Annotated in this window: 16 protein-coding genes; 4 read left to right on the top strand and 12 right to left on the bottom strand. The window is 65.7% G+C overall.

The window, feature by feature from the left end; all coding sequences use genetic code 11:
- On the bottom strand, positions 1-222 hold a 222-nt coding region (locus ACQR2C_RS31645), incomplete at its 3' end, for a hypothetical protein (protein ID WP_434882882.1).
- 760 nt (positions 223-982) lie between these two features.
- Entirely contained in the window at positions 983-2,203 is a 1,221-nt protein-coding gene (locus ACQR2C_RS31640; RefSeq protein WP_434882881.1) for a cytochrome P450, read from the bottom strand.
- 281 nt (positions 2,204-2,484) lie between these two features.
- Between ACQR2C_RS31640 and ACQR2C_RS31635 the strand changes: the two genes are divergently transcribed.
- The 3 genes from ACQR2C_RS31635 to ACQR2C_RS31625 all read left to right on the top strand — a co-directional run bounded on the left by ACQR2C_RS31635 (position 2,485) and on the right by ACQR2C_RS31625 (position 7,545).
- Positions 2,485-3,171: a TetR/AcrR family transcriptional regulator gene (locus ACQR2C_RS31635; RefSeq protein WP_434882885.1), complete on the top strand. Its 687-nt coding sequence runs from the start codon at positions 2,485-2,487 to the stop codon at positions 3,169-3,171.
- A 1-nt stretch (position 3,172) separates the two neighbouring features.
- Positions 3,173-4,363: an efflux RND transporter periplasmic adaptor subunit gene (locus ACQR2C_RS31630; protein WP_315801367.1), complete on the top strand. Its 1,191-nt coding sequence runs from the start codon at positions 3,173-3,175 to the stop codon at positions 4,361-4,363.
- Positions 4,364-4,446: 83 nt separating this feature from the next.
- A complete protein-coding gene (locus tag ACQR2C_RS31625) occupies positions 4,447-7,545 on the top strand; it encodes a MexW/MexI family multidrug efflux RND transporter permease subunit (protein WP_434882880.1) in 3,099 nt (1,032 codons plus the stop codon).
- 233 nt (positions 7,546-7,778) lie between these two features.
- Here ACQR2C_RS31625 and ACQR2C_RS31620 read toward each other — a convergent pair whose 3' ends face one another.
- The 10 genes from ACQR2C_RS31620 to ACQR2C_RS31575 form a co-directional block, all read right to left on the bottom strand.
- Positions 7,779-8,609 (bottom strand): ABC transporter permease, encoded by an 831-nt coding sequence (locus ACQR2C_RS31620; protein ID WP_434882884.1) that lies wholly within the window; start codon positions 8,607-8,609, stop codon positions 7,779-7,781.
- A gap of 64 nt (positions 8,610-8,673) precedes the next feature.
- Positions 8,674-9,615, bottom strand: a complete 942-nt coding sequence (locus ACQR2C_RS31615) for an ABC transporter permease (protein WP_315715755.1) — start codon at positions 9,613-9,615, stop codon at positions 8,674-8,676.
- Between the two features lie 220 nt (positions 9,616-9,835).
- Positions 9,836-11,347 carry an ABC transporter substrate-binding protein gene (locus tag ACQR2C_RS31610; RefSeq protein WP_316183415.1) on the bottom strand — a complete coding sequence of 504 codons (1,512 nt, stop codon included), beginning with the start codon at positions 11,345-11,347 and terminating at the stop codon, positions 9,836-9,838.
- Positions 11,348-11,431: 84 nt separating this feature from the next.
- Positions 11,432-12,142 carry a DUF1028 domain-containing protein gene (locus ACQR2C_RS31605; protein WP_434882879.1) on the bottom strand — a complete coding sequence of 237 codons (711 nt, stop codon included), beginning with the start codon at positions 12,140-12,142 and terminating at the stop codon, positions 11,432-11,434.
- 15 nt (positions 12,143-12,157) lie between these two features.
- Positions 12,158-13,960, bottom strand: coding sequence for a gamma-glutamyltransferase family protein (locus ACQR2C_RS31600; RefSeq protein ID WP_434882878.1), 1,803 nt, complete (start codon positions 13,958-13,960; stop codon positions 12,158-12,160).
- Positions 13,961-14,099: 139 nt separating this feature from the next.
- Positions 14,100-15,107 carry an ABC transporter ATP-binding protein gene (locus ACQR2C_RS31595; RefSeq protein WP_434882877.1) on the bottom strand — a complete coding sequence of 336 codons (1,008 nt, stop codon included), beginning with the start codon at positions 15,105-15,107 and terminating at the stop codon, positions 14,100-14,102.
- Complete coding sequence (locus ACQR2C_RS31590; RefSeq protein WP_434882876.1) at positions 15,104-16,087, bottom strand: ABC transporter ATP-binding protein; 984 nt, start codon at positions 16,085-16,087, stop codon at positions 15,104-15,106. The genes ACQR2C_RS31595 and ACQR2C_RS31590 overlap by 4 nt, the downstream gene beginning before the upstream one ends.
- A gap of 34 nt (positions 16,088-16,121) precedes the next feature.
- Positions 16,122-17,087: an ABC transporter permease gene (locus ACQR2C_RS31585; protein WP_316183420.1), complete on the bottom strand. Its 966-nt coding sequence runs from the start codon at positions 17,085-17,087 to the stop codon at positions 16,122-16,124.
- A gap of 2 nt (positions 17,088-17,089) precedes the next feature.
- A complete protein-coding gene (locus tag ACQR2C_RS31580; RefSeq protein ID WP_434882875.1) occupies positions 17,090-18,070 on the bottom strand; it encodes an ABC transporter permease in 981 nt (326 codons plus the stop codon).
- Positions 18,071-18,178: 108 nt separating this feature from the next.
- Entirely contained in the window at positions 18,179-19,774 is a 1,596-nt protein-coding gene (locus ACQR2C_RS31575; protein ID WP_434882874.1) for an ABC transporter substrate-binding protein, read from the bottom strand.
- Between the two features lie 523 nt (positions 19,775-20,297).
- On the opposite strand from ACQR2C_RS31575, the gene ACQR2C_RS31570 reads away from it, so the two are divergent.
- Positions 20,298-20,558, top strand: coding sequence for a DUF6489 family protein (locus ACQR2C_RS31570; RefSeq protein ID WP_315801359.1), 261 nt, complete (start codon positions 20,298-20,300; stop codon positions 20,556-20,558).
- Positions 20,559-20,627: the final 69 nt, after the last annotated feature.

Raw genomic sequence — 20,627 nt, 5'->3', positions numbered from 1 at the left:
GCTCAAGACCGCAGAAGAATCCACGCCATGCACCATGTCCAGTCTGTCTGAACCGGACAGCCGTGGGTCAAGCCCGGGCATGACGAGCAATCTATTGAAGTGCCTCCGCGCGGCCTCATTGTTCGCATCGTCATTGCGAGGAGCGAAGCGACGAAGCAATCCAGAGTCGCGGGCGCGGCCCTGGATTGCTTCCGCCGTCGCCCTTCGGGCTTTGGCGGACACGTCGCTTCGCTCGCAATGACGGTGAGAGTTGTTCTTGGACGGTGAGACTCAAGCGGGCGGCGGTGAGACATGCGGTCACCCCCTCGCGGCGCGGTTCGCGTCCGAGCTTTGCGCTTCGTCCTGCCCTCTCCGAAAAGAGGGCACGGGGAATGCCGGGCGCTGGCCGCACCCATGGCCCGCCTGCGGAAAAAAATGCAGGCGGCAGGAACCACAGGTTCAGCCGAGACATCCCGGCATTCCCCGCGCGATGGTTTTGACGGCTGCTTCGCGTTCTCCCCGGTGCTCCGGGCTTTCTGGCCACCGTTGCCCGCGCGGCGCGTGAGCGCCAACGCAAGCGTGACACCAGCGTCGGGGTGTCAGGACCACGCGACTTGACCGTGCGCATCGATGCCGTTCGTCGGCGCGGAAAACCACGCTGCGACACCAACACGCCCACCGCATCCCGCCTCAACGTTCGTGACGACCGCGAAGCGCCCCTCTTGTGAGACGGGACGGCGCGCGTATAACATGATTTCTGATGAAGCGAAACAAAAATCTTGCAATTCGAAAACAAAGCGAGGAGCGCTACGTAAAGTCGGTCGGGCGGATTAGCGAAGCGTAATCCGCCGCGCCAGCAGCAGAGCGTGTCCTTCAACAGCAGTTGGCCGTGTCAGCGGCGGATTACGCTTCGCTAATCCGCCCTACGAACTGCCACCCAGGCCGTCATGGCTGGGCCGTCTGAAGTCAAGACGGAGGAGCTATCGCGAGAGCGACGATCGCGTCAGCCCTCGACCACACACGGCACGCTCGCAAAGCCGCGAAACCGCACCCGCCCGCCGCGCACCGGCTCGCCGTCGAGCTGATAGTTCGGAAACCGTGCCAGAAACCGCGAGATCGCCACGGCGCCCTCCAGTCTTGCCAGCGCCATCCCGGCGCATTGGTGGGCGCCGGTGCCGAAGGCGAGGTGGCGGTTGGCGAGGCGGGTGATGTCGAAGCGTTCGGGGTCGTCGAACTGGGCGGGGTCGCGGTTGGCGGCGCCGATGCACAACGTGACCGATGTTCCGGGCGCCAAGGCGACGCCGCCGAGCTCGACCGCCTCGGTCGTCATCCGGTTGCCGAGCTGGTTGGAGCTCTCGTAGCGCAGGATCTCCTCGACCGCGGTGCGTATCAGGCCGGGCGCCTCGATCAGCCTCTGCCGCTCGGCCGGATGCTGGCACAGCAGCACCAGGCCGTTGCCGATCAGATTGGTCGTGGTCTCGTGGCCGGCATTGAGCAGGAAGATGCAGTTGTGCAGCAGCTCCGTCTCGCTCAGCCGCTCGCCGTCGGCCTCGCCCTGGATCAGCCGCGTCAGCACGTCGCGCTCGGGATTGCCGGGGGCGGCGCGCCGGCGCGCGACCAGGGTTTCGAGATAGGTCAGCATGTCGCCGACGGCCTGGTTGCCGCGTGACAACTGCTCCGGCGTCAGCACCGGCTCCAGCGCGCCGAGGATGGCGAGAGACCAGTCGCGCAGCGGCGCGCGCTCGTCATGCGGCACGCCGAGCAGGTTGCCGATCACCTCTATCGGAATTGCGGCGGCGAAATCCTCGATCAGCTCGAATCTGTCCTTGGTCGCGATCCGGTCGAGCAGCCCGTCGACCAGCGCGATCAGCGCAGGCTCCATCTCGGCGATCGCGCGCGGCGACAGCGCGCCCATGATCAGGCGGCGCACCCGTGTGTGCGCCGGAGGATCGTTGAAGACGAGGCTCGTCGTGTGATGCTCGTACAGCAGCGAGTTGCCGTATTTCGGCGCGAACTCGCGCTTCTTGTCCGACGAGAACGTCCTGGTTGCCTTGTAGGCGGTGACCAGATCGTCGTAGCGGGTGAGGAAATAGGAGCCGTTGCGCATGCGCTTGACCGGGGCGTGCCGGCGCAGCGCGCGATAGGTCGGGTAGGGATCGGCGTAGAACGCCGGCGTCAGGCTCTCGAGATCGAACTGGCTGGCGAGCGCTGCGTCGTCGGTCATGTCTGGTCCTCCCGGCCGATTCTTGTTTTTGTCCCGGTGACCGTCGCATGGCGCGCGGCGGAAGAAAATGCGCCCGCCGCGGTGGTCCCCGCGCGGCATTGCATCCATTTGATGGAGCGGTGCCGCAGATCCGCCGCTTTGAGAGGTATAGAGTTGCCTTTGGCGCCCGTGAAATCCCACCTGTAATTTCAGGGACTTGGCCGCCGACCCTGCTGCGCCGCGGCATCTTTCTTGACATAGATCAAGTGAGTATTTACTCACGGCCGATGTCCACTTTGCGCATGACAAGCGATCTCCGGAGGCAGCTGATCCTCGGTGCAGCCAAGCGCTGCTTCGCGCGTCATGGCTATGCCGGCACCACGACCAAGAGCGTGGCCGCGGCGGCGGCGATCTCCGAAGCGCTGCTGTTCAAACATTTCCCCTCCAAGGCGGCGCTCTATGCGGAGATCCTCACCGAGGAGTGCGAGACCGATCCGGATTTCGAGGTGCTGCTCAGTCAGGAACCTTCGACCGCGACGCTGGTCATGATGATGGCCGGGATGGTCCGGCATTTCCTCGGGATCGCCGACGGCCCCAATGAGGAAGAAGAGCAGCGGCTGCGGCTGATGGCGTCGAGCCATCTCGACGATGGCGAATTCGCAAGGCTGCTGTATACGAAGATCGATGATCTGATCGGCGCCAAGTTCGTTAACTCCATGGAAAGCGCCATTGCGTGTGGTGATGCCGTGCGTCTCGTGGCTGCGCCCCGTGACCTGTTCTGGTTCGCGCACCACACCGTATTGATGGCGGCCTTGACGCGGCTTCCATCCGTTCCGTGTGTGCCGTATGGAACTGCTGCGAGCCTGGAGCGCCAGCTCAGCGAATTCATTCTCCGCGGCATCGGCCTGACCGATGCCGCCATTGCGTGCCACCTCGATCACGAATTGTCGCAACCTCCGGCCCGGCCGGCGACGGCAGAAAGTGCATGACATGAACATTGCGACGGAACCCAAGCTCTCCGGAAAGCCGGTCGACGACAAGCCGCGCAAGCGCACCCGCCCGGTGCTGTGGTTCATCGTCGTGGGCGCGCTGCTCGCGGCGTTGGTCGGCGGCTTCGTGTGGTTCAACATGTTCCGCGACAAGATGATCGCGCAGTTCTTCGCCAACATGAAGCCACCGCCGCTCAACGTCAGCGTCGCGACGGCGAGTTCGGAGACGGTGCCGAACCTGTTGACCGCAGTCGGCGATCTCGCCGCCGTGCATCAGGTCAACGTCACCTCCGACGCCTCGGGCCGCATCACCGACATCATGTTCACGCCGGGCACGACGGTGAAGCAGGGCACACCGCTGGTGCAGCTCTATGATGCGCCGGAGCAGGGCGACCTCGCCAACTACAAGGCCCAGGTCACCGTGGCGCAATTGTCGCTCGACCGAGCCAAGCAATTGGCCTCGCGCCAGTTCGGCCCGCAGGCGACCGTCGACCAGGCCCAGGCCGCCTACGACCAGGCCCAGGCCGGCGTCGCCAAGACCGAAGCGCTGATCGCGCAGAAGCTCGTGCGCGCGCCGTTCGACGGCGACCTCGGCGTCCGCAAGGTCGAAGTCGGCCAGTATCTGTCCGCCGGATCGCAGATCGTGTCGCTGACCGATCTGTCGCAGCTCTGGGTCAACTTCACCGTGACCGAAAAGGACAGCGGTCAGCTCAAGGTCGGACAGACCGTGCGCGTCGGCGTCGATGCCTATCCGGGCAAGACGTTCGAGGGCAAGATCACCACGATCGAGCCGCAGATCGCGACCGACACCCGCAACATCCGGGTGCAGGCGACGATCGCCAATCCGGAGCGCATCCTCAGGCCCGGCATGTTCGCGACCACCACGGTCGTACTGCCGGACAAGCCGCCGGTGCTGACGGTGCCGGAGACCGCGGTCGACTACACGCTCTATGGCGACTCGGTGTTCGTCATCAACGAGAAGAAGACCGATGACGGCAAGACCGCGCTGACGGCCGACCGCATCTATGTGCAGACCGGCGACCGCATCAACGGCCGCGCGGTGATCCTCAAGGGCCTCAAGGAAGGCGATCGCGTCGTCGCCGTCGGCCAGCTCAAGATTCAGTCCGGCGCCGCGGTCGCGATCTCCACCGATCCGCTGCCGCCGGTCCCGGCGAAGCCGCCGCGCTACTGAGCGACCTCTGAGCCAATGCCGGGCCGCCTGATCGTGGCGGCCCGTCCGGACCTCATCTGACCTCTGCTGACGGGATTGCCGCGATGCGTTTCACCGATATCTTCATCAAGCGCCCGGTGCTGTCGGTCGTGGTCAGCCTGCTCATTCTGCTGCTCGGCCTGCGCGCCGCCTTCGTGCTGCCGATCCGGCAATATCCGAAGCTGTCGAACACGGTCGTCAACGTCACGACGGTCTATCCCGGCGCGTCCGCCGACCTGATGCAGGGCTTCATCACCACCCCGCTGGAGCAGGCGGTCGCCTCCGCCGAGGGCGTCGACTACATCACCTCGTCCTCGGTGCAGGGCACCAGCACGATCCAGGTGTTCATCAAGCTGAATTTCGATCCGAACCAGGCGCTCACCGAGGTGCTCGCCAAGGTCAATTCGGTCCGCTACCTGATCCCGAAGGAATCCAACGACCCGATCGTCACCAAGACGACGGGCCAGACGACCTCGGTGATGTATCTCGGCTTCTCCAGCGAGGAGCTGTCGGGATCGGCGATATCCGACTACCTGACGCGCGTGGTCCAGCCGGTGCTGTCGACGGTCGACGGCGTCGCCGCGGCGAACATTCTCGGCGGCCAGACCTTTGCGATGCGGATCTGGCTCAACCCCGAGAAGATGGCCGGCCGCAACGTGTCGCCGACCGACGTCGCGGCAGCGATCGCGGCCAACAACTTCCAGTCCGCGGCCGGACAGGCCAAGGGCTACTTCATCGTCTCCAACGTCACGACCAATACCGGCCTGACCGACGTCAACCAGTTCAAGCGGATGATCGTCAAGGCCAAGGACGGCGGCTTCGTTCGCATGGAGGATATCGCGACTGTCGAGCTCGCGGCGCAGAGCACCGACGCCAGCGTCGCCTTCAACGGCGAGCGCGCCATCTTCATCGGCGTCGATGCGACGCCACAGGGCAACCCGCTCAACATCGTCAGGGGTGTGCGCGCGCTGTTCCCGGACCTCGAGCGCAACCTGCCGCCGTCGATGAAGATGAAGGTGGCCTACGATTCCACCAAGTTCATCCAGTCGTCGATCGACGAGGTCGAGCACACGCTCGGCGAGGCCGTGCTGATCGTCATCGTGGTCATCTTCCTGTTCCTGGCCTCGCTGCGCTCGGTCATCATCCCCGTCGTGACGATCCCGCTGTCCCTGATCGGCGTCTGCACGATGATGCTGGCGCTCGGCTTTTCCATCAACCTGCTGACCCTGCTGGCGATGGTGCTGGCGATCGGCCTCGTCGTGGACGACGCCATCGTCGTGGTGGAGAACATCCATCGCCATCTGGAAGAGGGCAAGGCACCCGTGCAGGCTGCGCTGCAGGGCGCCCGCGAGATCGTCGGCCCCGTCATCTCGATGACGATCACGCTGGCTGCGGTGTATGCCCCGATCGGCTTCCTCGGCGGTCTCACCGGCTCGCTGTTCCGCGAATTCGCGTTCACGCTCGCCGGCTCGGTCATCGTCTCCGGCGTGATCGCCCTGACCCTGTCGCCAATGATGTGCTCGGTGCTGCTGCGCAGTGCCGAAGAAGGGCGCTTTGCGCGGCTCGTCAACCGGGTGTTCGGCGCGATGACGCGCTGGTACGGCCGCCAGCTCGACCGCTCGCTCGACTACCGGCCGGTGACGGCGCTGTTCGCGCTGACCATCCTCGGCCTCGTCGGCTTCCTCTACATGCACACATCGAAGGAACTGGCGCCGGAGGAGGATCAGGGCATCGTGTTCTCGATCACCAAGGCGCCGAAATACGCCAATATCGACTACATCAACTTCTACACCGACAAGGTCGACAAGGCGTTCCAGAAGTTCCCCGAGACCGACCTTCGCTTCGTCCTGAACGGCATCCAAGGCCCGCAAGGCGGCTTCGCCGGCATGCTGCTCAAGCCGTGGGACGAGCGCAAGCGTTCCTCGATCAAGCTGAAGCCGCTGGTGCAGGCGGAGCTGTCGAAGATCGAGGGCATCAACGCCTTTGCCTTCAACCTGCCGGCGCTGCCGGGCGGCCCCGGCGGCCTGCCGGTGCAGATGGTGATCAGCTCGACCAGCGGCTTCCAGGCGGTCTATGAGCAGATGGCCAAGCTGAAGGACGCCGCGCGCAAGAGCGGCATGTTCATCGTCTCCGACAGCGACCTCGAGTTCAACCAGCCGGTGGTCAAGGTCTGGATCGATCGCAGCAAGGCGAGCGATCTCGGCATCACCATGCAGTCGATCGGCAACACGCTGGCCGTGCTGCTCGGCGGCAACTACATCAACCGCTTCAACCTGGAGGGCCGCTCCTATCAGGTGATTCCGCAGGTGCCGCGCGACAAGCGGATCTCGCCGGAATCGCTGTCCGGCTACTATGTCGCGACCTCGGCCGGCCAGCAGGTGCCGCTGTCGACCGTCGTCAGCATCGAGACCGCGACCGACCCGAACTCGCTGACGCATTTCAACCAGCTCAACTCGGCGACCTTCTCCGCCGTGCCGATGCCGGGCGTCACCGTGGGGCAGGCGGTCGACTTCCTGGAGAAGCAGGCCAAGAACCTGCCGTCCGGCTTCAGCCACGACTATCTCGCCGACGCCCGTCAATACGTCCAGGAGGGCAATCAGCTCGCCATCACCTTCGGCTTCGCGCTGATCATCATCTTCCTGGTGCTGGCGGCGCAGTTCGAGAGCCTCAGGGATCCGCTGGTGATCATGATCAGCGTGCCCATGGCGATCGTCGGCGCCCTGATTCCGCTGTTCTTCGGGCTGGCGACCATGAACATCTACACCCAGGTCGGCCTGCTGACCCTGGTCGGCCTGATCACCAAGCACGGCATCCTGATGGTGGAGTTCGCCAACGAGCTGCAGCTCAACGAGGGGATGGACCGCCGCACCGCCATCGAGACGTCCGCGCGCATCCGCCTGCGGCCGATCCTGATGACCACGGCGGCGATGGTCACCGGCCTGATCCCGCTCCTGACCGCGACCGGCGCCGGAGCCGCCAGCCGCTTCTCGATCGGCCTCGTGGTCGTCGCCGGCATGTCGATCGGCACCTTGTTCACGCTGTTCGTGCTGCCGGCCGTCTACACCGTCATCGCCACCAACCACCAGGCCGCTGCCAAGTCACAGCGCGCCCGGCAGATCGCCCAGTTCGACGCCGAGACCGATCATGCGCTGAAGGCGACGTGACGAGGGCGCCTGGTCTCACGACATCGACGGCGGCTGCCCCGGCAGCCGCCGTTTTGTTTTGACCGGTCTCTCGACACCCCTCGCTGTCGTCCCGGCGAACGCCGGGACCCATAACCCCAGGCAGTGGTTTGAGGCAGGCGCGGAGTGACCTTCTCGCGCAACAACGACCGACGGTGGCTATGGGTCCCGGCGTTCGCCGGGACGACACTGGAGGGTGTTGCGCTAGCGAGGGCCTACTCCTCCTGCTGCGGATCGAGCGCGTCGCGCAGGCCGTCGCCGAGGAGGTTGAGGGACAGCACCACCAGGAAGATCGCGAGCCCCGGCCAGATCGCCATCCAGGGGGCATTGGTGAGGAAGCGCTGGGCGGCGTTGAGCATGCTGCCCCAGGACGGGGCCGGCGGCTGCTGGCCCAGTCCTAAGAACGAGAGCGCGGCCTCGGCGATGATGGCGGCGGCAACCGACAAGGTCGCCTGCACCAGCAGCGCCGGCATGATGTTCGGCAGGATGTGCCTGACCGCGATCTGCAGGTCGGTGTCGCCGACGCTGCGGGCGGCCTCGACATATTCCTCGACCTTGACGCCCAGCACCTCGCCACGGGTCAGCCGGACGAAGATCGGCGTCGCGGAGATGCCGATCGCGATCATGGCGTTGCCGAGGCTCGGCCCGAGAAACGCCGCCAGCGCGATCGCCAGGATCAGGAACGGGCAGGCCAGCATCGCGTCGGTGATGCGGCTAATCAGGGCATCGATGAAGCCGCCGCGATAGCCGGCGACCATGCCGATGGGGACGCCGATCGCCAGCGCGATGGCGACGGAGATCGCACCGGCCAGCAGCGAGGCACGCGCGCCGTAGATGACGCGGGCCAGAACGTCGCGACCGAGATCGTCGGTGCCGAACCAGTGCGCCGCGGACGGCGCCTTGCGCACGAGCGCCCAGCTCGTCTTGATGGGATCGTAGGGCGCCACCAGCGGCGCTGATACCGCGAGCAGGATGAAGGCCGTGATCAGGCCGAGCCCGACCATGGCGCCTTTGCGCTTGACCAGCCGGCGCCAGGTGCGCTGCATCGGCCGCTCGAGCGGAGCGAGGGCGCGTGCTCCTGATGGAGCCGACAGCGTCGTCTCGGCCATGTCAGCTCCTCAAGCGCGGATTGACGAGTACATAAGCGAGATCGGCGATCAGGTTCAGCATGATGTAGACGGTGGCGGTGACCAGCACGACGCCCTGCACGACGGCGTAGTCGCGGTTGAACACGGCGTCGACGATCAGCTTGCCGAAGCCGGGGATCGAGAAGATCTGCTCGGTCAGCACGGCGCCGGACAACAGTGTCCCGAGCTCGAGCGCGCCCAGCGTGATGACCGGCGTCAGGGCGTTGCGCAGCGCATGGCGCAGGATCACCTGGCGCTCGGAGATGCCCTTGGCTCGGGCGGTGCGGATGTAGTCGCTGCCCAGGACCTGCAGCATGGCGCTGCGGGTGTGGCGCATCAGGATCGCGGCGATGGCGTTGCCGAGCACGAAGGCCGGCATGATGGTGGCGGCGAGGCTGGCGCGCCAGTCCTCGGCGGGCGAGACGTAACCGGAGGCGGGGAGCCAGCCGAGCTGGATCGAGAACAGGAAGATCAGCATGATGCCGAGCCAGAAGTTCGGCGTCGAGATGCCCCACAGTGCGAACAGGTTGGCGGCATAGTCCCAGGCCGTCCCGCGCTTCACGGCGGAAACGATGCCGGCGGGAATGCCGATCAGGAACGCGATCACGATCGCCATCGAGGCGAGCTGCAGGGTCACGGGCAGCTTCTGCAGGATGAGATCGCGCACCGGCATCTTGATGCGCAGCGACTCGCCGAAATCGCCCGAGAGCACGCCCTTGATCCAGTAGCCGTACTGAACGGGCAGGGGCTGGTCGAGGCGATACTGCTTGCGGATCTGCTCGATGACAGCGGGATCGCGCTCCTCGCCGGCCATCACGAGCGCGGGATCGCCGGGCAGCAGCTGCTGCAGCGAGAAGATCAGGATCGAGACGAAGATCAAGGTCGGAATGATCTGGGCGATGCGGCGGGCGAGGAAGGTCAGCATGATCAGTGCCTCTCCCGACGCTGATGCTTGCAATCAGACTCCGGTCGTGCCGCTTGCGTTCCCTCCCCCCTTGTGGGGGAGGGACAGGGAGGGGGGTGCCCCAAGCGAGATCGGAGTGCGTGGCACCCCCCACCCCAGCCCTCCCCCACAAGGGGGGAGGGAGCAGAGGGAGTTCGCGGCGCCAGCGGCGCGTCCCAACAAACAGGGGCCACTTCGCCGCTCACTTCAGCTTCAGCCCGACCACCCTCACCAGACCGTCCGGCATCTGCTTGTAGCCCTCGAGCTTCTTGGTGTGCGCGATCAGGATGCGGCGGTGATAGAGGTAGAGGATCGGCTCGTCCTCGATCTCGAGCTTGGTCAGCTTCTCGTAGAGCGCCTTGCGCTGGGCCATGTCGGTCACCAGCCGCGCGTCGCTGAGCGCCTTGTCGGCCTCGGCGTTGGCCCAGGCGCTGTAGTTCTGCGGCGCGTTGCTGTGCAGGAACACGTAGCTGTTGCCGTCGGGATCGATCCGGCCGCTCCATGACAGCATGAACGCCTGATAGTCGCCGGCCTCGGCCTGCTTCAGCGAGGTCGCGAACTCCGTCACACGGATCTTCATGTCGAAGCCGGCCTCGGCGGCCATCGACTGTACCACCTGGGCGGCCGCCTCGGTCTCGGCACCCTTCGGTACCATGAAGTCGACCGCGACAGGCGTCGTCACGCCGGCCTCTTTCAGCAGCGCCTTTGCCTTCTCGACATCGCGGGCACGCACCGGGAAGGCCTTCTGATAATACGGATGCGAGGGATTGACCCATTGGTTGCCCGGCATGAATTCGCCGTTGAAGACCACCTGGTTGAGCGCCTCGCGGTCGATCGCGAGATCGAGCGCCTGGCGCACCTTGGCTGACTGGCTGAGTGGGCCCTTGGCCTTGTCCTTGCCGATGTTGAGCGTGATGCCCTGGTAGCCGAGCTCGATCGCAGTCGACAGCGCAAGCCTGGAATCGGCGCGGACATCCTTGATATCGGTCGCGAGCACGCGCTCGATCAGGTCGAGGGCACCCGACTTCAGGTTCGCCAGCCGCACCGTGGCATCGACGATGGGCTGGTAGACGATCCTGTCGATGAAGACGTTGTCCTTGTTCCAGTAGTCGGCGAACTTCTCGAACACGATCTTGTCCTGCTGGACGCGCTCGACGAACTTGTACGGACCGGCGCAGACCGGATGCAGGCCGAACTTGTCGCCGGCCTCCCTGGCGGCCTTCGGCGACACCATCATGCCGGCGCGGTCGGTGAGCTGGGCGATCAGCGGCGAGAACGGCGCTTTCAACACCAGCTTGATCGTCAGGGGATCGACGACGTCGACATGATCGAGCGAGGCCAGCTCGGGCTTGCGGAACGAGCCGGGAAAGGTCAGGTGGCGGTCGAGCGAGAATTTGGCGGCCTCGGCGTCGAACGGCTCGCCGTCGTGAAACTTCACGCCGGGCCGCAGCTTGATGGTGACCTCCTTGCCGTCGGCGGATGTCTGCTGCGACAGCGCCAGCTGCGGCACGATGTTGAGCTTCTCGTCGATGTCGAACAGCTTGTCGCAGGTGGCGGCGAACACGATGCGCCCGACATAGGTGCGGGCCATGGTCGGATCGAGAACGTCGGGGTCCTCGGCAAGGCCGATGCGCAAGGTGGTCTGCGCCTGCGCGGCCGGCCCCCAGGAGGCCACGACAACGGCCGCGACGGCGGCCAAGCACCAGTTCCTCATCATCCGATGTCCCCTACGAAAATGCAGCCTGCGTTGTTGCACTATCCATACCAACCCCGGTCACGCGCCGTCCTTCCGGCCCGGTCATGTCTGGTTCGCGAGCGCCGCGGCGATGCCGGCATCGATCGTGGCGCGATCCGTAATCCCCGCCGGATTGTCGCGCGTCGGCATGAACTGCCGGAACACCGCCCAATGCCTGCGGCTGACGCCTTCCAGGCGTGCGAGCTCGGCGAGCGGATCGGCGTGATCGTCGACCCGCAGATCGAGCTCGGACCATTCCTCCTTGCCGTGGATGAGGAGGGCGGCGGACTGTTTGCCGCGCTTGTCACCGCCGGCCGCCTCGCCGGCCTTCATGGCCGCGATCAGACGCTCCGCAAAGGGCAGGGCGCCATGAGCGAGAAACGCGTTCGCGGTTTCGTTGAGCACCTGCGGGCCGGCCAGCATGTTGCCGGCAATCGAAAAGCCTCGGCCTTCGAGATGGCCGCACCAGTCGATGCAGTCGCGGCCGGTGTGGGCGGCAATCTGGCCGTTGTGATCGAGGATGTGGAGCTGGCGGCTCTCGCGGCCGGGATCGGCCGACGTCAGCAGTTGCACGATCTCGCGCGGATGGCGGCCATCGCGGAGCAGCGTCACGCCGTCGATGCCGTAATAGGGATTGACCAGCGCCTGTGTCGCGATGCCGCCGTGGCCGGCGACGATGAAGGGCACGCGCGCGCCGACGGCGAAGAAGCGGGTGGCGACGGCGATGCCGATCCGGCCGGTGAAATCGTCCTTGGCAATGATCGACCAGGTCATCGTCGCGTTGCTCTCTTATCGTCCGGCGGCGTAACCCTGCATGCCCCGTGGATTGGCCGCGGCGCGGCGGCGGCGGCCGACGCGCGATGCGGCCGTGAGCCGGCCTTCCGACCAGTCCGGCCCGACCTCGACGACATGGCCGCGACGGCGCAACTCCTCGACGGTCGCCTTGGGCACGCGGTTCTCGACCACGAGCACGCCGGGGCGTGCGGTGCGCGGCCAGAACGAGATCGGGAAGTGCTCGGAGTGCCACGCCGGCGCGTCGATCGACTCTTGCAGGTTCATGCCGGCATGGACGTGGCGCAGGAAGAACTGTGTGTTCCACTGGTCCTGCTGGTCGCCGCCGGGCGAACCCCAGGCCACGTAAGGCTCGCCGTCGCGCAGCGCCATGGTCGGCGATAGCGTCGTGCGCGGCCGCTTGCCCGGCACCAGCGCGGCGGGATGATCCTCCTCCAGCCAGAACATCTGCGCGCGTGTGCCGAGACAGAAGCCGAGCTCGGGGATGACCGGCGAGGATTGCAGCCAGCCGCCGGATGGCGTCGCCGAGATCATGTTGCCTTGGGAATCGATGATGTCGAAATGCACGGTGTCGCCGCGCACCTCGCCGAAGCGGCCGACGGTCGGCTCGCCCGAGCCCATCGCACCGACGGCCTCGCGGTGGCCTGTCGCCTCGCGCAGCTTGACCTTGGCGCCGTAGCCGTCGAGCGTGCCGGGACGCAGCTCGAGCGAGGCCTTGTCGGTGATCAGCTTGCGCCGCTCGTCGTTGTAGGCATCGGACAGCAGCGTCTGGATCGGGATGTCGGCGAAGTTCGGATCGCCATAGAACGCCTCGCGATCGGCGAAGGCCAGCTTGGCGGCTTCGATCTGCCAATGGATGAAGTCCGGCCCGGTCGGATCGAGACCGTCGAGCGCAAAGCCCTTGAGCAGCGCAAGCTGCTGCAGCAGCACCGGACCCTGGCTCCAGATGCCGGCCTTGCAGACGGTGTAGCGGCCGTACTCATAGGTCAGCGGCGCCTCGATCGTCGGCTGCCAGCGCGCCATGTCGTCGGCGGTCAGCACGCCCTTGTGACGCGCGCCCGAGACGTCCATCACCTCCTGGGTCCGGCAGAAGCGGTCGATCGCCTCAGCGACAAAACCGTGCGACCACGCCTTGCGGGCTCGCTCGATCTGCGCGTCGCGATCGCCGCCGGCGCTCTCGCCTTCGCTCAGAATGCGCGCGTAGGTTTCGGCGAGCTTGGGATTGGTGAACAGCGTGCCCGGCCGCGGCACGTTGCCGTTGGGCAGATAGAGCGCTGCCGAGGTCGGCCAATGCGTCTTGAACAACTGCTCGACGGTCTGGATCGTCGCCGAGACGCGTTCGACCAGCGGATAGCCGTCGCGCGCATAGCATATCGCCGGCTCCAGTACGTCGCGCAGCCGCATCGTCCCATAGTCGCGCAGCAGCAGCATCCAGGACTCGAACGTGCCGGGCACGCAGGCAGCGAGCAGGCCGGTGCCGGGCACCATGTCCAAGCCTTCGCGCTTGTAGTGCGCGATGGTGGCGCCTGATGGCGCCGGGCCCTGGCCGCAGATGACCTCGGTGCGCCCCCGCCTGACGTCGTGCAGGATGATCGGCACGTCGCCGCCGGGACCGTTGAGATGCGGCTCGACGACCTGCAGGGTGAAGGCCGCCGCGACGCCGGCGTCGAAGGCATTGCCGCCGCGCTCCAGCATCGCCATGCCCACCGCCGTGGCAAGCCAATGTGTGGAGGTGACGACGCCGAAGGTGCCGTCGATCTCGGGGCGGGTGGTGAAGGGATCGGGGTTGATGAAGCTCATGGCGCCCTTTGATCTGTCTTATTAGTCGCCGTCATTGCGAGCGAAGCGAAGCAATCGAGGGTCCAGGTTGACGCCCCTGGATTGCTTCGTCGCTTCGCTCCTCGCAATGACGACCTCATTCAAATTCCGTCGTGCTGCTTCACGCCACCGATGCCGTCACAACGGCCGTGTCGGCCGGCTGGTTCACCGCATGACAGGCCACACCTCCGATCAGCTCCGGTGCCTTCTGCCGGCACAGATCGAACGCCAGGGGACAGCGGGGGTTGAAGGTGCATCCCGCAGGCGGGTTGATCGGGTTCGGGATCTCGCCCTTGACCGGAATGCGCTGGCGGCCGGACATCGACAGGTCCGGCACGGCGCCCAGCAGCATCTTGGTGTAGGGCATGCGCGGGTCGTTGAAGAGCGAGCGGCCCTCCGCGATCTCGACGATGCGGCCGAGATACATCACGCCGATGCGGCTCGCCATGTGGCGCACGACCGCGAGATTGTGGCTGATGAACAGATAGGTCAGGCCGAACTTGTCCTGCAGATCGCGCATCAGATTGAGGATCTGCGCCTGTACGGAGACGTCGAGCGCCGAGGTCGGCTCGTCGCAGACGATGAACTCGGCCTCGGAGGCGAGCGCGCGCGCGATCGCGATGCGCTGGCGCTGGCCGCCGGAGAATTCGTGCGGGAATTTCTGGCCGTCGTCGGGATGCAGGCCGACCAGGGTCAGGAGCTCGCCGACACGGTCCTTGATCTGGCGTTCGCCCTCGATGATGTCGAAGGCGCGGATCGGCTCGGCGATGATGCTGTCGACCCGGAAGCGCGGGTTGAGGCTGGCGTAGGGATCCTGGAACACCATCTGGATGCGCCGGCGCAGCTTGCGCCGCACCTGCGCCTGGCGCGCTTCGCTCATCGACACGCCGTCGATGATGACCTCGCCCGACGTCGGCGCCAGCAGCCCGACCACCATGCGCGCGACCGTGGTCTTGCCCGAGCCGGATTCGCCCACCAGCGCGAAGGTCTCGCCCTTCCTGATGCCGAAGCTGACGCCGTCGACCGCCTTGAGAAACTCCTGCGGCTGGCGCTCGATCATGCGGTTGAGCCAGGGTTTCGAGACGTCGAACACCCGGCGCAGATCCCTGACCTCGACGAAGTCGCTCATGCCGCAGTCTCCGTCGCGCGATCATACAGATGGCAGGCGACCGCCTGCGTGCCCTGGCGCAGCGGCTCCGGCCGGTCGACGCGGCAGCGGTCGAAGGCTGCGCTGCAGCGCGGATTGAACGAGCAGCCTGGCGGGATGGCCGACAGCCGCGGCATGGAGCCTGGGATCTGCACCAGCCGCTTCTCCTCGCCTGCGAGCGTGGGGATCGCGCCCATCAGGCCCTTGGCGTAGGGGTGCAGCGGGTTCTGGATCACCTCCTGCACCGGGCCGATCTCGGCGACGCGGCCGGCATACATCACCGCGACGCGGTCGCAGGTCTCGGCGATGACGCCCATGTCGTGGGTCACCAGCATCACGGCGGTGCCGTGGTCGCGGCCGAGCCGCTTGATCAGCGAGATGATCTGCGCCTGCACGGAGACGTCGAGCGCGGTGGTCGGCTCGTCGGCGATGATCAGCTCGGGCTCGGCGCACAGCGCGAGCGCGATCACGACGCGCTGGCGCATGCCGCCGGAGAATTCGTGCGGATAGCCGTCGATGCGCTTCTCGGGCGCGGGAATGCCGACCTCGGCGAGCAGGTCGATGGCGCGCTTGCGCGCCTGCTGGTCGTTGAGATTGGTGTGGGTCTTGATTGTCTCGATGATCTGGTCGCCGACACGATACAGCGGATTGAGCGAGGTCAGCGGATCCTGGAAGATCATGCCGATGCGCTTGCCGCGCACCTTGCGCATCTCCTCCGGCGGCAGGTTGTCGATGCGCAGCCCGGAGAGCTGAATCTCGCCGCCGGAGATGCGGCCCGGAGGATCGATCAGGCCGATCACGGCCAGGCCGGTGACGGATTTGCCGGCGCCGGATTCGCCGACGACGCCGAGCACTTCGCCCTTGGCGATGTCGTAGGAGACGCCGTCGATCGCGCGCAGGGTGCCGCGTCTCGTGGCGAACTCGACCTGCAGGTTGCGCACGGACAGAACGGGGGCGGTCATGAGCTCGAGCCTCGGAAGGACGCAATCACGCGGGTCATCGCAGTTTCGGGTTGAGGGCGTCGCGCAGCCAGTCGCCGAGCAGGTTGATGGCGAGGATCAGCCCGGCGAGCGCGATGCCAGGGAATGCGACGATCCACCATTCGCCGGCGAACAGATAGTTGTTGCCGATCCGGATCAGGGTGCCGAGCGAGGGCATCGTCTCCGGCATGCCCGAGCCGAGGAACGACAGGGTCGCCTCGGTGATGATCGCGAGCGCCAGGTTTATGGTCGCGATCACCAGCACGGGACCGGTGGTGTTGGGCAGCACATGGCGGAGCATGATGACGGGCGCCGGCAGGCCGATCAGTTGTGCGGCGGCGACGTAGTCCTTGTTCTTCTCCACCAGCACGGAGCTGCGCACCGTGCGCGCATACTGCACCCAGAAGGAGAGGCCGATCGCCAGCACGAGCACGACCAGCATGCTAAGCCAGTCCAGCCGGTTGCCGGACACCGACTTGGCGATGCCGTTGACCAGCAGCGCAATCAGGATCGGCGGAAAGGTGAGCTGGACGTCGGCGATGCGCATGATCACGGTGTCGACCCGGCCGCCGAAATAGCCCGCGATCAGCCCGAGGCCGATGCCGAGCGCGCCGGAAAAGGCGACGCCGAGAATGCCGACCAGGAGCGAGATGCGCAGGCCGTAGAGGATGGCGGAGAGCACGTCACGGCCCTGCTCGTCGGTGCCGAGCAGGAACGGGCTCTGCCCGTCGGCGGTCCACAGCGGCGAGATGCGCGAGTTCAGGAGCTGCAACTGGGCCGGGTCGAACGGGTTCTGCGGCGACAGCAGCGGCGCGAAGATCGCAAGCAGGAAGAACAGCAGCGTGATCACGGCCGCGGCGACCGTCAGCTTGGAGCGGCGGAACGAGTAGAACAGGTCGCTCGCAAACGCACGCTTCAGCCAGCCGTCGGCGGCGCGCGGCGTCTCGACTGGCGTGGGGTGGGGGAGGGCTGCGTCGCTCATGATCAGGCCGGACGGCTGATGGTCGCGCGCAGGCGCGGATCGACCACGGTGTAGAGGATATCAACCACGAGATTGATGGTGACGAAGATCAGCGACACCATCATCAGGTAGGCCGCCATGATCGGGATATCGACGTTCTGCACCGCCTGCACGAACAGCAGGCCCATGCCCGGCCACTGGAACACCTGCTCGGTGATGATCGAGAACGCGATCACCGAGCCGAATTGCAGACCGACCACGGTGATCACCGGCACCAGGGTGTTGCGCAGCGCGTGGCCGAAATGGATCGCGCGCGTGGTCAGCCCGCGGGCGCGGGCGAAGCGGATATAGTCGGTGCGCAGCACCTCGAGCATCTCGGCGCGGACCAGCCGCATGATCAGGGTCATCTGGAACAGGCCGAGCGTGATCGAGGGCATGATCAATGCCTTCCAGCCGGAGACGGTGAACAGGCCCGATGTCCACCAGCCCAGCCTGACGGTATCGCCGCGGCCGAACGACGGCAGCCATCCCAGCGTGACCGAGAACAGATAGATCAGCAGGATGCCGATCAGGAAGGTCGGCAGGGAGATGCCGATCAGCGACAGCATCTGGAACAGCTTGGCGAGCAGGGAGTCGCGGTGCAGCGCCGAGAACACGCCCATCAGGATGCCGAAGACCAGCGCCAGGATCGTCGCGCAGACCGCCAGTTCCAGGGTGGCGGGCATGCGCTCCTTGAGGAGATCGGAGACCGGCTGCCGGAACTGATAGGAGACGCCGAACTTGAACTGCGCCGCGTCGAACAGATAGCGCCCGAACTGCACGATGAAGGGATCGTCGAGCCCGAGCGACTGGCGGATGCTGGCCCGCTCCGCCGCCGACGCATCGATCGGCACCAGCTGGCTCACCGGATCTCCGGCGAATCGGAACATGGCGAACGCGATGATTCCGACGGCGATCATGACGCCGATGGCCTGAATTGCTCGGCGAAGCGCGAAGGCGAGCATCTGATCCTTTCAGGTCCTTCGAGATGCGGCGGCGCGTAGCACCTGCCGCGGGAAATGAAAAGTCCCGAAAAGCAGTTCTGCTTTCCGGGACTCGTCGTCGCGTGAGGACTACTCGGTCTTGGTGGCGAGGAACAGCAGCACGGCGTTGTCGGCGCGCAGCGGAATCTTCACCTTCTTCGAGACGCCCCAGGCCACTGCCTGCTGATGCAGCGGGATGTAGCCGTAATCCTTGATGCCAATCTCGAACGCCTGCTTGATCAGTTGATTGCGCTTGGCGGTGTCGGTCTCGACCAGGACCTTGTCGGTCAGGGCGTCGAACTCCTTGTTGCAGTAATTGCCGAGATTGGCCTCGCCCCGGGTCGGGTCCTTGGCATCGTCACGGCAGCCCATGATGTCGTGCATCACGTTGTGCGCATCCATCGAGGAGGGCGTCCAGCCGAGCAGGAAGAACGAGGTGTTGTAGCCGCCGGGCTTCAGCACCTTGGCGAAGTACTGCGCCTTGGGCTGCGCGTTCAGGTTCACCTTGACGCCGATGCGGGCGAGCATGCCGACCACGGCCTGGCAGATCGCGGCGTCGTTGACGTAGCGGTCGTTCGGGCAGTCCATGCCGACCTCGAAGCCGTCGGGATAGCCGGCCTCGGTCAGCAGCTTCTTGGCGGCGTCCGGATCGTATTTCGGCCGCGTGAAGTCCTTGGACAGCGCATAGAGCTGCGGCGCGATCATCAGCGCCGACGGCGTCGACAGGCCACGCATGACGCGGGTCTTGATCAGCTCGACGTCGATCGCCTTGTAGAAGGCCTCGCGCACGCGGATGTCCTTGAACGGGTTCTTGCCCTTGACGTTCGAGTACAGCAGCTCGTCGCGCGTCTCGTCCATGCCGAGGAAGATCGTGCGCAGCTCCGGTCCCTTCAGGACATGGGCGTTCGGGCTGGAATCGACGCGGCCGATATCCTGCACCGGGACCGGCTCGATGATGTCGACCTCGCCGGACAGCAGCGCCGCGACGCGCGTGGCGTCGGAGGCGATGGTGGTGAACACGATCTCCTTCAGATTGTGCTCGGGCTTGCCCCACCAGTTCGGATTGACCTTGAATACGGTCTTCACACCGGGCTGATGGCTCTCGATGATGAAGGGGCCGGTGCCGTTCTCATGTAGCGCGGCGTAGCTCGGCGTGGTTGCCGACACCGGCGTCGGCGCGACCGAGTTGTTGTCCTCGCACCACTTCTTGCTCATGATGTACCAGGTATCCCACTGCGAGATCAGGATGGGATTGGGGGCATCGAGCTTCACGTCGACGGTGTAGTCGTCGACCTTGATGAATTTTGCGTCCGGCGGAACGTTGGAGAGGAAGTTGGAGCCGGTGGCGCGGACGCGATCGGCGGAGAAGATCACGTCGTCGGCGGTGAAGGGTTCGCCATTGTGGAACTTGACGCCCTTGCGCAGATGGAAGCGCCAGCGCGTCGGCTCGGGCGTTTCCCAGCTCTCGGCCAGCGCGGGGATGATCTTCAGATCCTTGTCGCGCGCGGTCAGCCCCTCATAGACGTGAGCATGGTGCGCAATCGTGGTCGATTCCTTGAAGGTGTAGGGATCGAGCGATTTCAGGGTGCCCTGGTTGGCATAGCGCAGGGTCTGGGCCGAGGCCGGCATGACGGCGAGGCCGAATGCGACCGCTGCCGCGATGAGCAGGGATTTGCGTCCCGACATATGTCCAAATTCTCCGCGTTTGACGCTTGGTTTTTCGGCAGGCGCGATTATGTCCGGCCTGCTTTGCTTCGAAGTTCGTGTTGTCTGCAGCGCCTCTTGCACGAACTTCAAGAAGCAACAAGACGCCGGGCGATATGCTTGCAAGTCTGATGCCGCGCCGGAATGAACTGATCCCGTTGGCTCTGGCCTGGCGGTGCGCCGTACGACCCGCGGCAGATCGATCCGAATATGTTGCCAGAGTTCAGCGGCGGCACACAAGTGCAGTTTGTTTAAGCCTAAACGATATGGTTATCCCCGCGGCCGCTGTGCAGCGCACGCGCGCGGCGCCGTCCGGGATCGGGCTGAGGACCCGCCGGATTGACCATGTCCCGGGAATTGCGCACCTGCAGCAACGCGCCGCTTGCTAGAGGGGGGCCGGCGCGGTGATACTGGACATCCCTGCCGAGAGTCCGGGATGGGCGTTCCTTGTGAAGGGGGCCCGGCCCGGGGCTGGCGTCGGGATGGTTCGAACAGCGGAGCGGACATGAAAGTCAATATCGAGATCGATTGCACACCGCTCGAAGCGCGGCAGTTTTTCGGACTTCCCGATGTCGGTCCGATGCAGGCCGCGGTCATGGACCGTCTGCAGAACCAGATGACGAGCAACATCGACAAGCTCACGCCCGAAGCCATCATGCAGAGCTGGTTCACGTTCGATCCTCGCCTGGCCGAACGGTTTCAGGACCTGATGCTGACCATGACAGGCCTCGGCGGCAGCCGTTCGAGCGACAAGAAGTCGGCCTGACGCGGCAAACGGCTGCTCGGATTTCGCTCGCGCGGAACTCCGAGGAGAAGCGGCGTGACGTCACGGCAT

Origin of the sequence: Bradyrhizobium sp. HKCCYLRH3061 (assembly GCF_051168015.1) — a bacterium.
In the GTDB taxonomy this organism is placed as follows: domain Bacteria; phylum Pseudomonadota; class Alphaproteobacteria; order Rhizobiales; family Xanthobacteraceae; genus Bradyrhizobium.
The sequence above is the reverse complement of the archived record's forward strand: the minus strand, read 5'-3'. Positions and strand labels throughout refer to the sequence as shown.

What these genes read in the sequence shown, in the direction of transcription:
- ACQR2C_RS31640 (WP_434882881.1), bottom strand. Translation starts at nt 2,203, where the DNA reads ATGACCGACGACGCAGCGCTCGCCAGCCAGTTCGATCTCGAGAGCCTG.
- ACQR2C_RS31635 (WP_434882885.1), top strand. Translation starts at nt 2,485, where the DNA reads ATGACAAGCGATCTCCGGAGGCAGCTGATCCTCGGTGCAGCCAAGCGC.
- ACQR2C_RS31630 (WP_315801367.1), top strand. Translation starts at nt 3,173, where the DNA reads ATGAACATTGCGACGGAACCCAAGCTCTCCGGAAAGCCGGTCGACGAC.
- ACQR2C_RS31625 (WP_434882880.1), top strand. Translation starts at nt 4,447, where the DNA reads ATGCGTTTCACCGATATCTTCATCAAGCGCCCGGTGCTGTCGGTCGTG.
- ACQR2C_RS31620 (WP_434882884.1), bottom strand. Translation starts at nt 8,609, where the DNA reads ATGCAGCGCACCTGGCGCCGGCTGGTCAAGCGCAAAGGCGCCATGGTC.
- ACQR2C_RS31615 (WP_315715755.1), bottom strand. Translation starts at nt 9,615, where the DNA reads ATGCTGACCTTCCTCGCCCGCCGCATCGCCCAGATCATTCCGACCTTG.
- ACQR2C_RS31610 (WP_316183415.1), bottom strand. Translation starts at nt 11,347, where the DNA reads ATGAGGAACTGGTGCTTGGCCGCCGTCGCGGCCGTTGTCGTGGCCTCC.
- ACQR2C_RS31605 (WP_434882879.1), bottom strand. Translation starts at nt 12,142, where the DNA reads ATGACCTGGTCGATCATTGCCAAGGACGATTTCACCGGCCGGATCGGC.
- ACQR2C_RS31600 (WP_434882878.1), bottom strand. Translation starts at nt 13,960, where the DNA reads ATGAGCTTCATCAACCCCGATCCCTTCACCACCCGCCCCGAGATCGAC.
- ACQR2C_RS31595 (WP_434882877.1), bottom strand. Translation starts at nt 15,107, where the DNA reads ATGAGCGACTTCGTCGAGGTCAGGGATCTGCGCCGGGTGTTCGACGTC.
- ACQR2C_RS31590 (WP_434882876.1), bottom strand. Translation starts at nt 16,087, where the DNA reads ATGACCGCCCCCGTTCTGTCCGTGCGCAACCTGCAGGTCGAGTTCGCC.
- ACQR2C_RS31585 (WP_316183420.1), bottom strand. Translation starts at nt 17,087, where the DNA reads ATGAGCGACGCAGCCCTCCCCCACCCCACGCCAGTCGAGACGCCGCGC.
- ACQR2C_RS31580 (WP_434882875.1), bottom strand. Translation starts at nt 18,070, where the DNA reads ATGCTCGCCTTCGCGCTTCGCCGAGCAATTCAGGCCATCGGCGTCATG.
- ACQR2C_RS31575 (WP_434882874.1), bottom strand. Translation starts at nt 19,774, where the DNA reads ATGTCGGGACGCAAATCCCTGCTCATCGCGGCAGCGGTCGCATTCGGC.
- ACQR2C_RS31570 (WP_315801359.1), top strand. Translation starts at nt 20,298, where the DNA reads ATGAAAGTCAATATCGAGATCGATTGCACACCGCTCGAAGCGCGGCAG.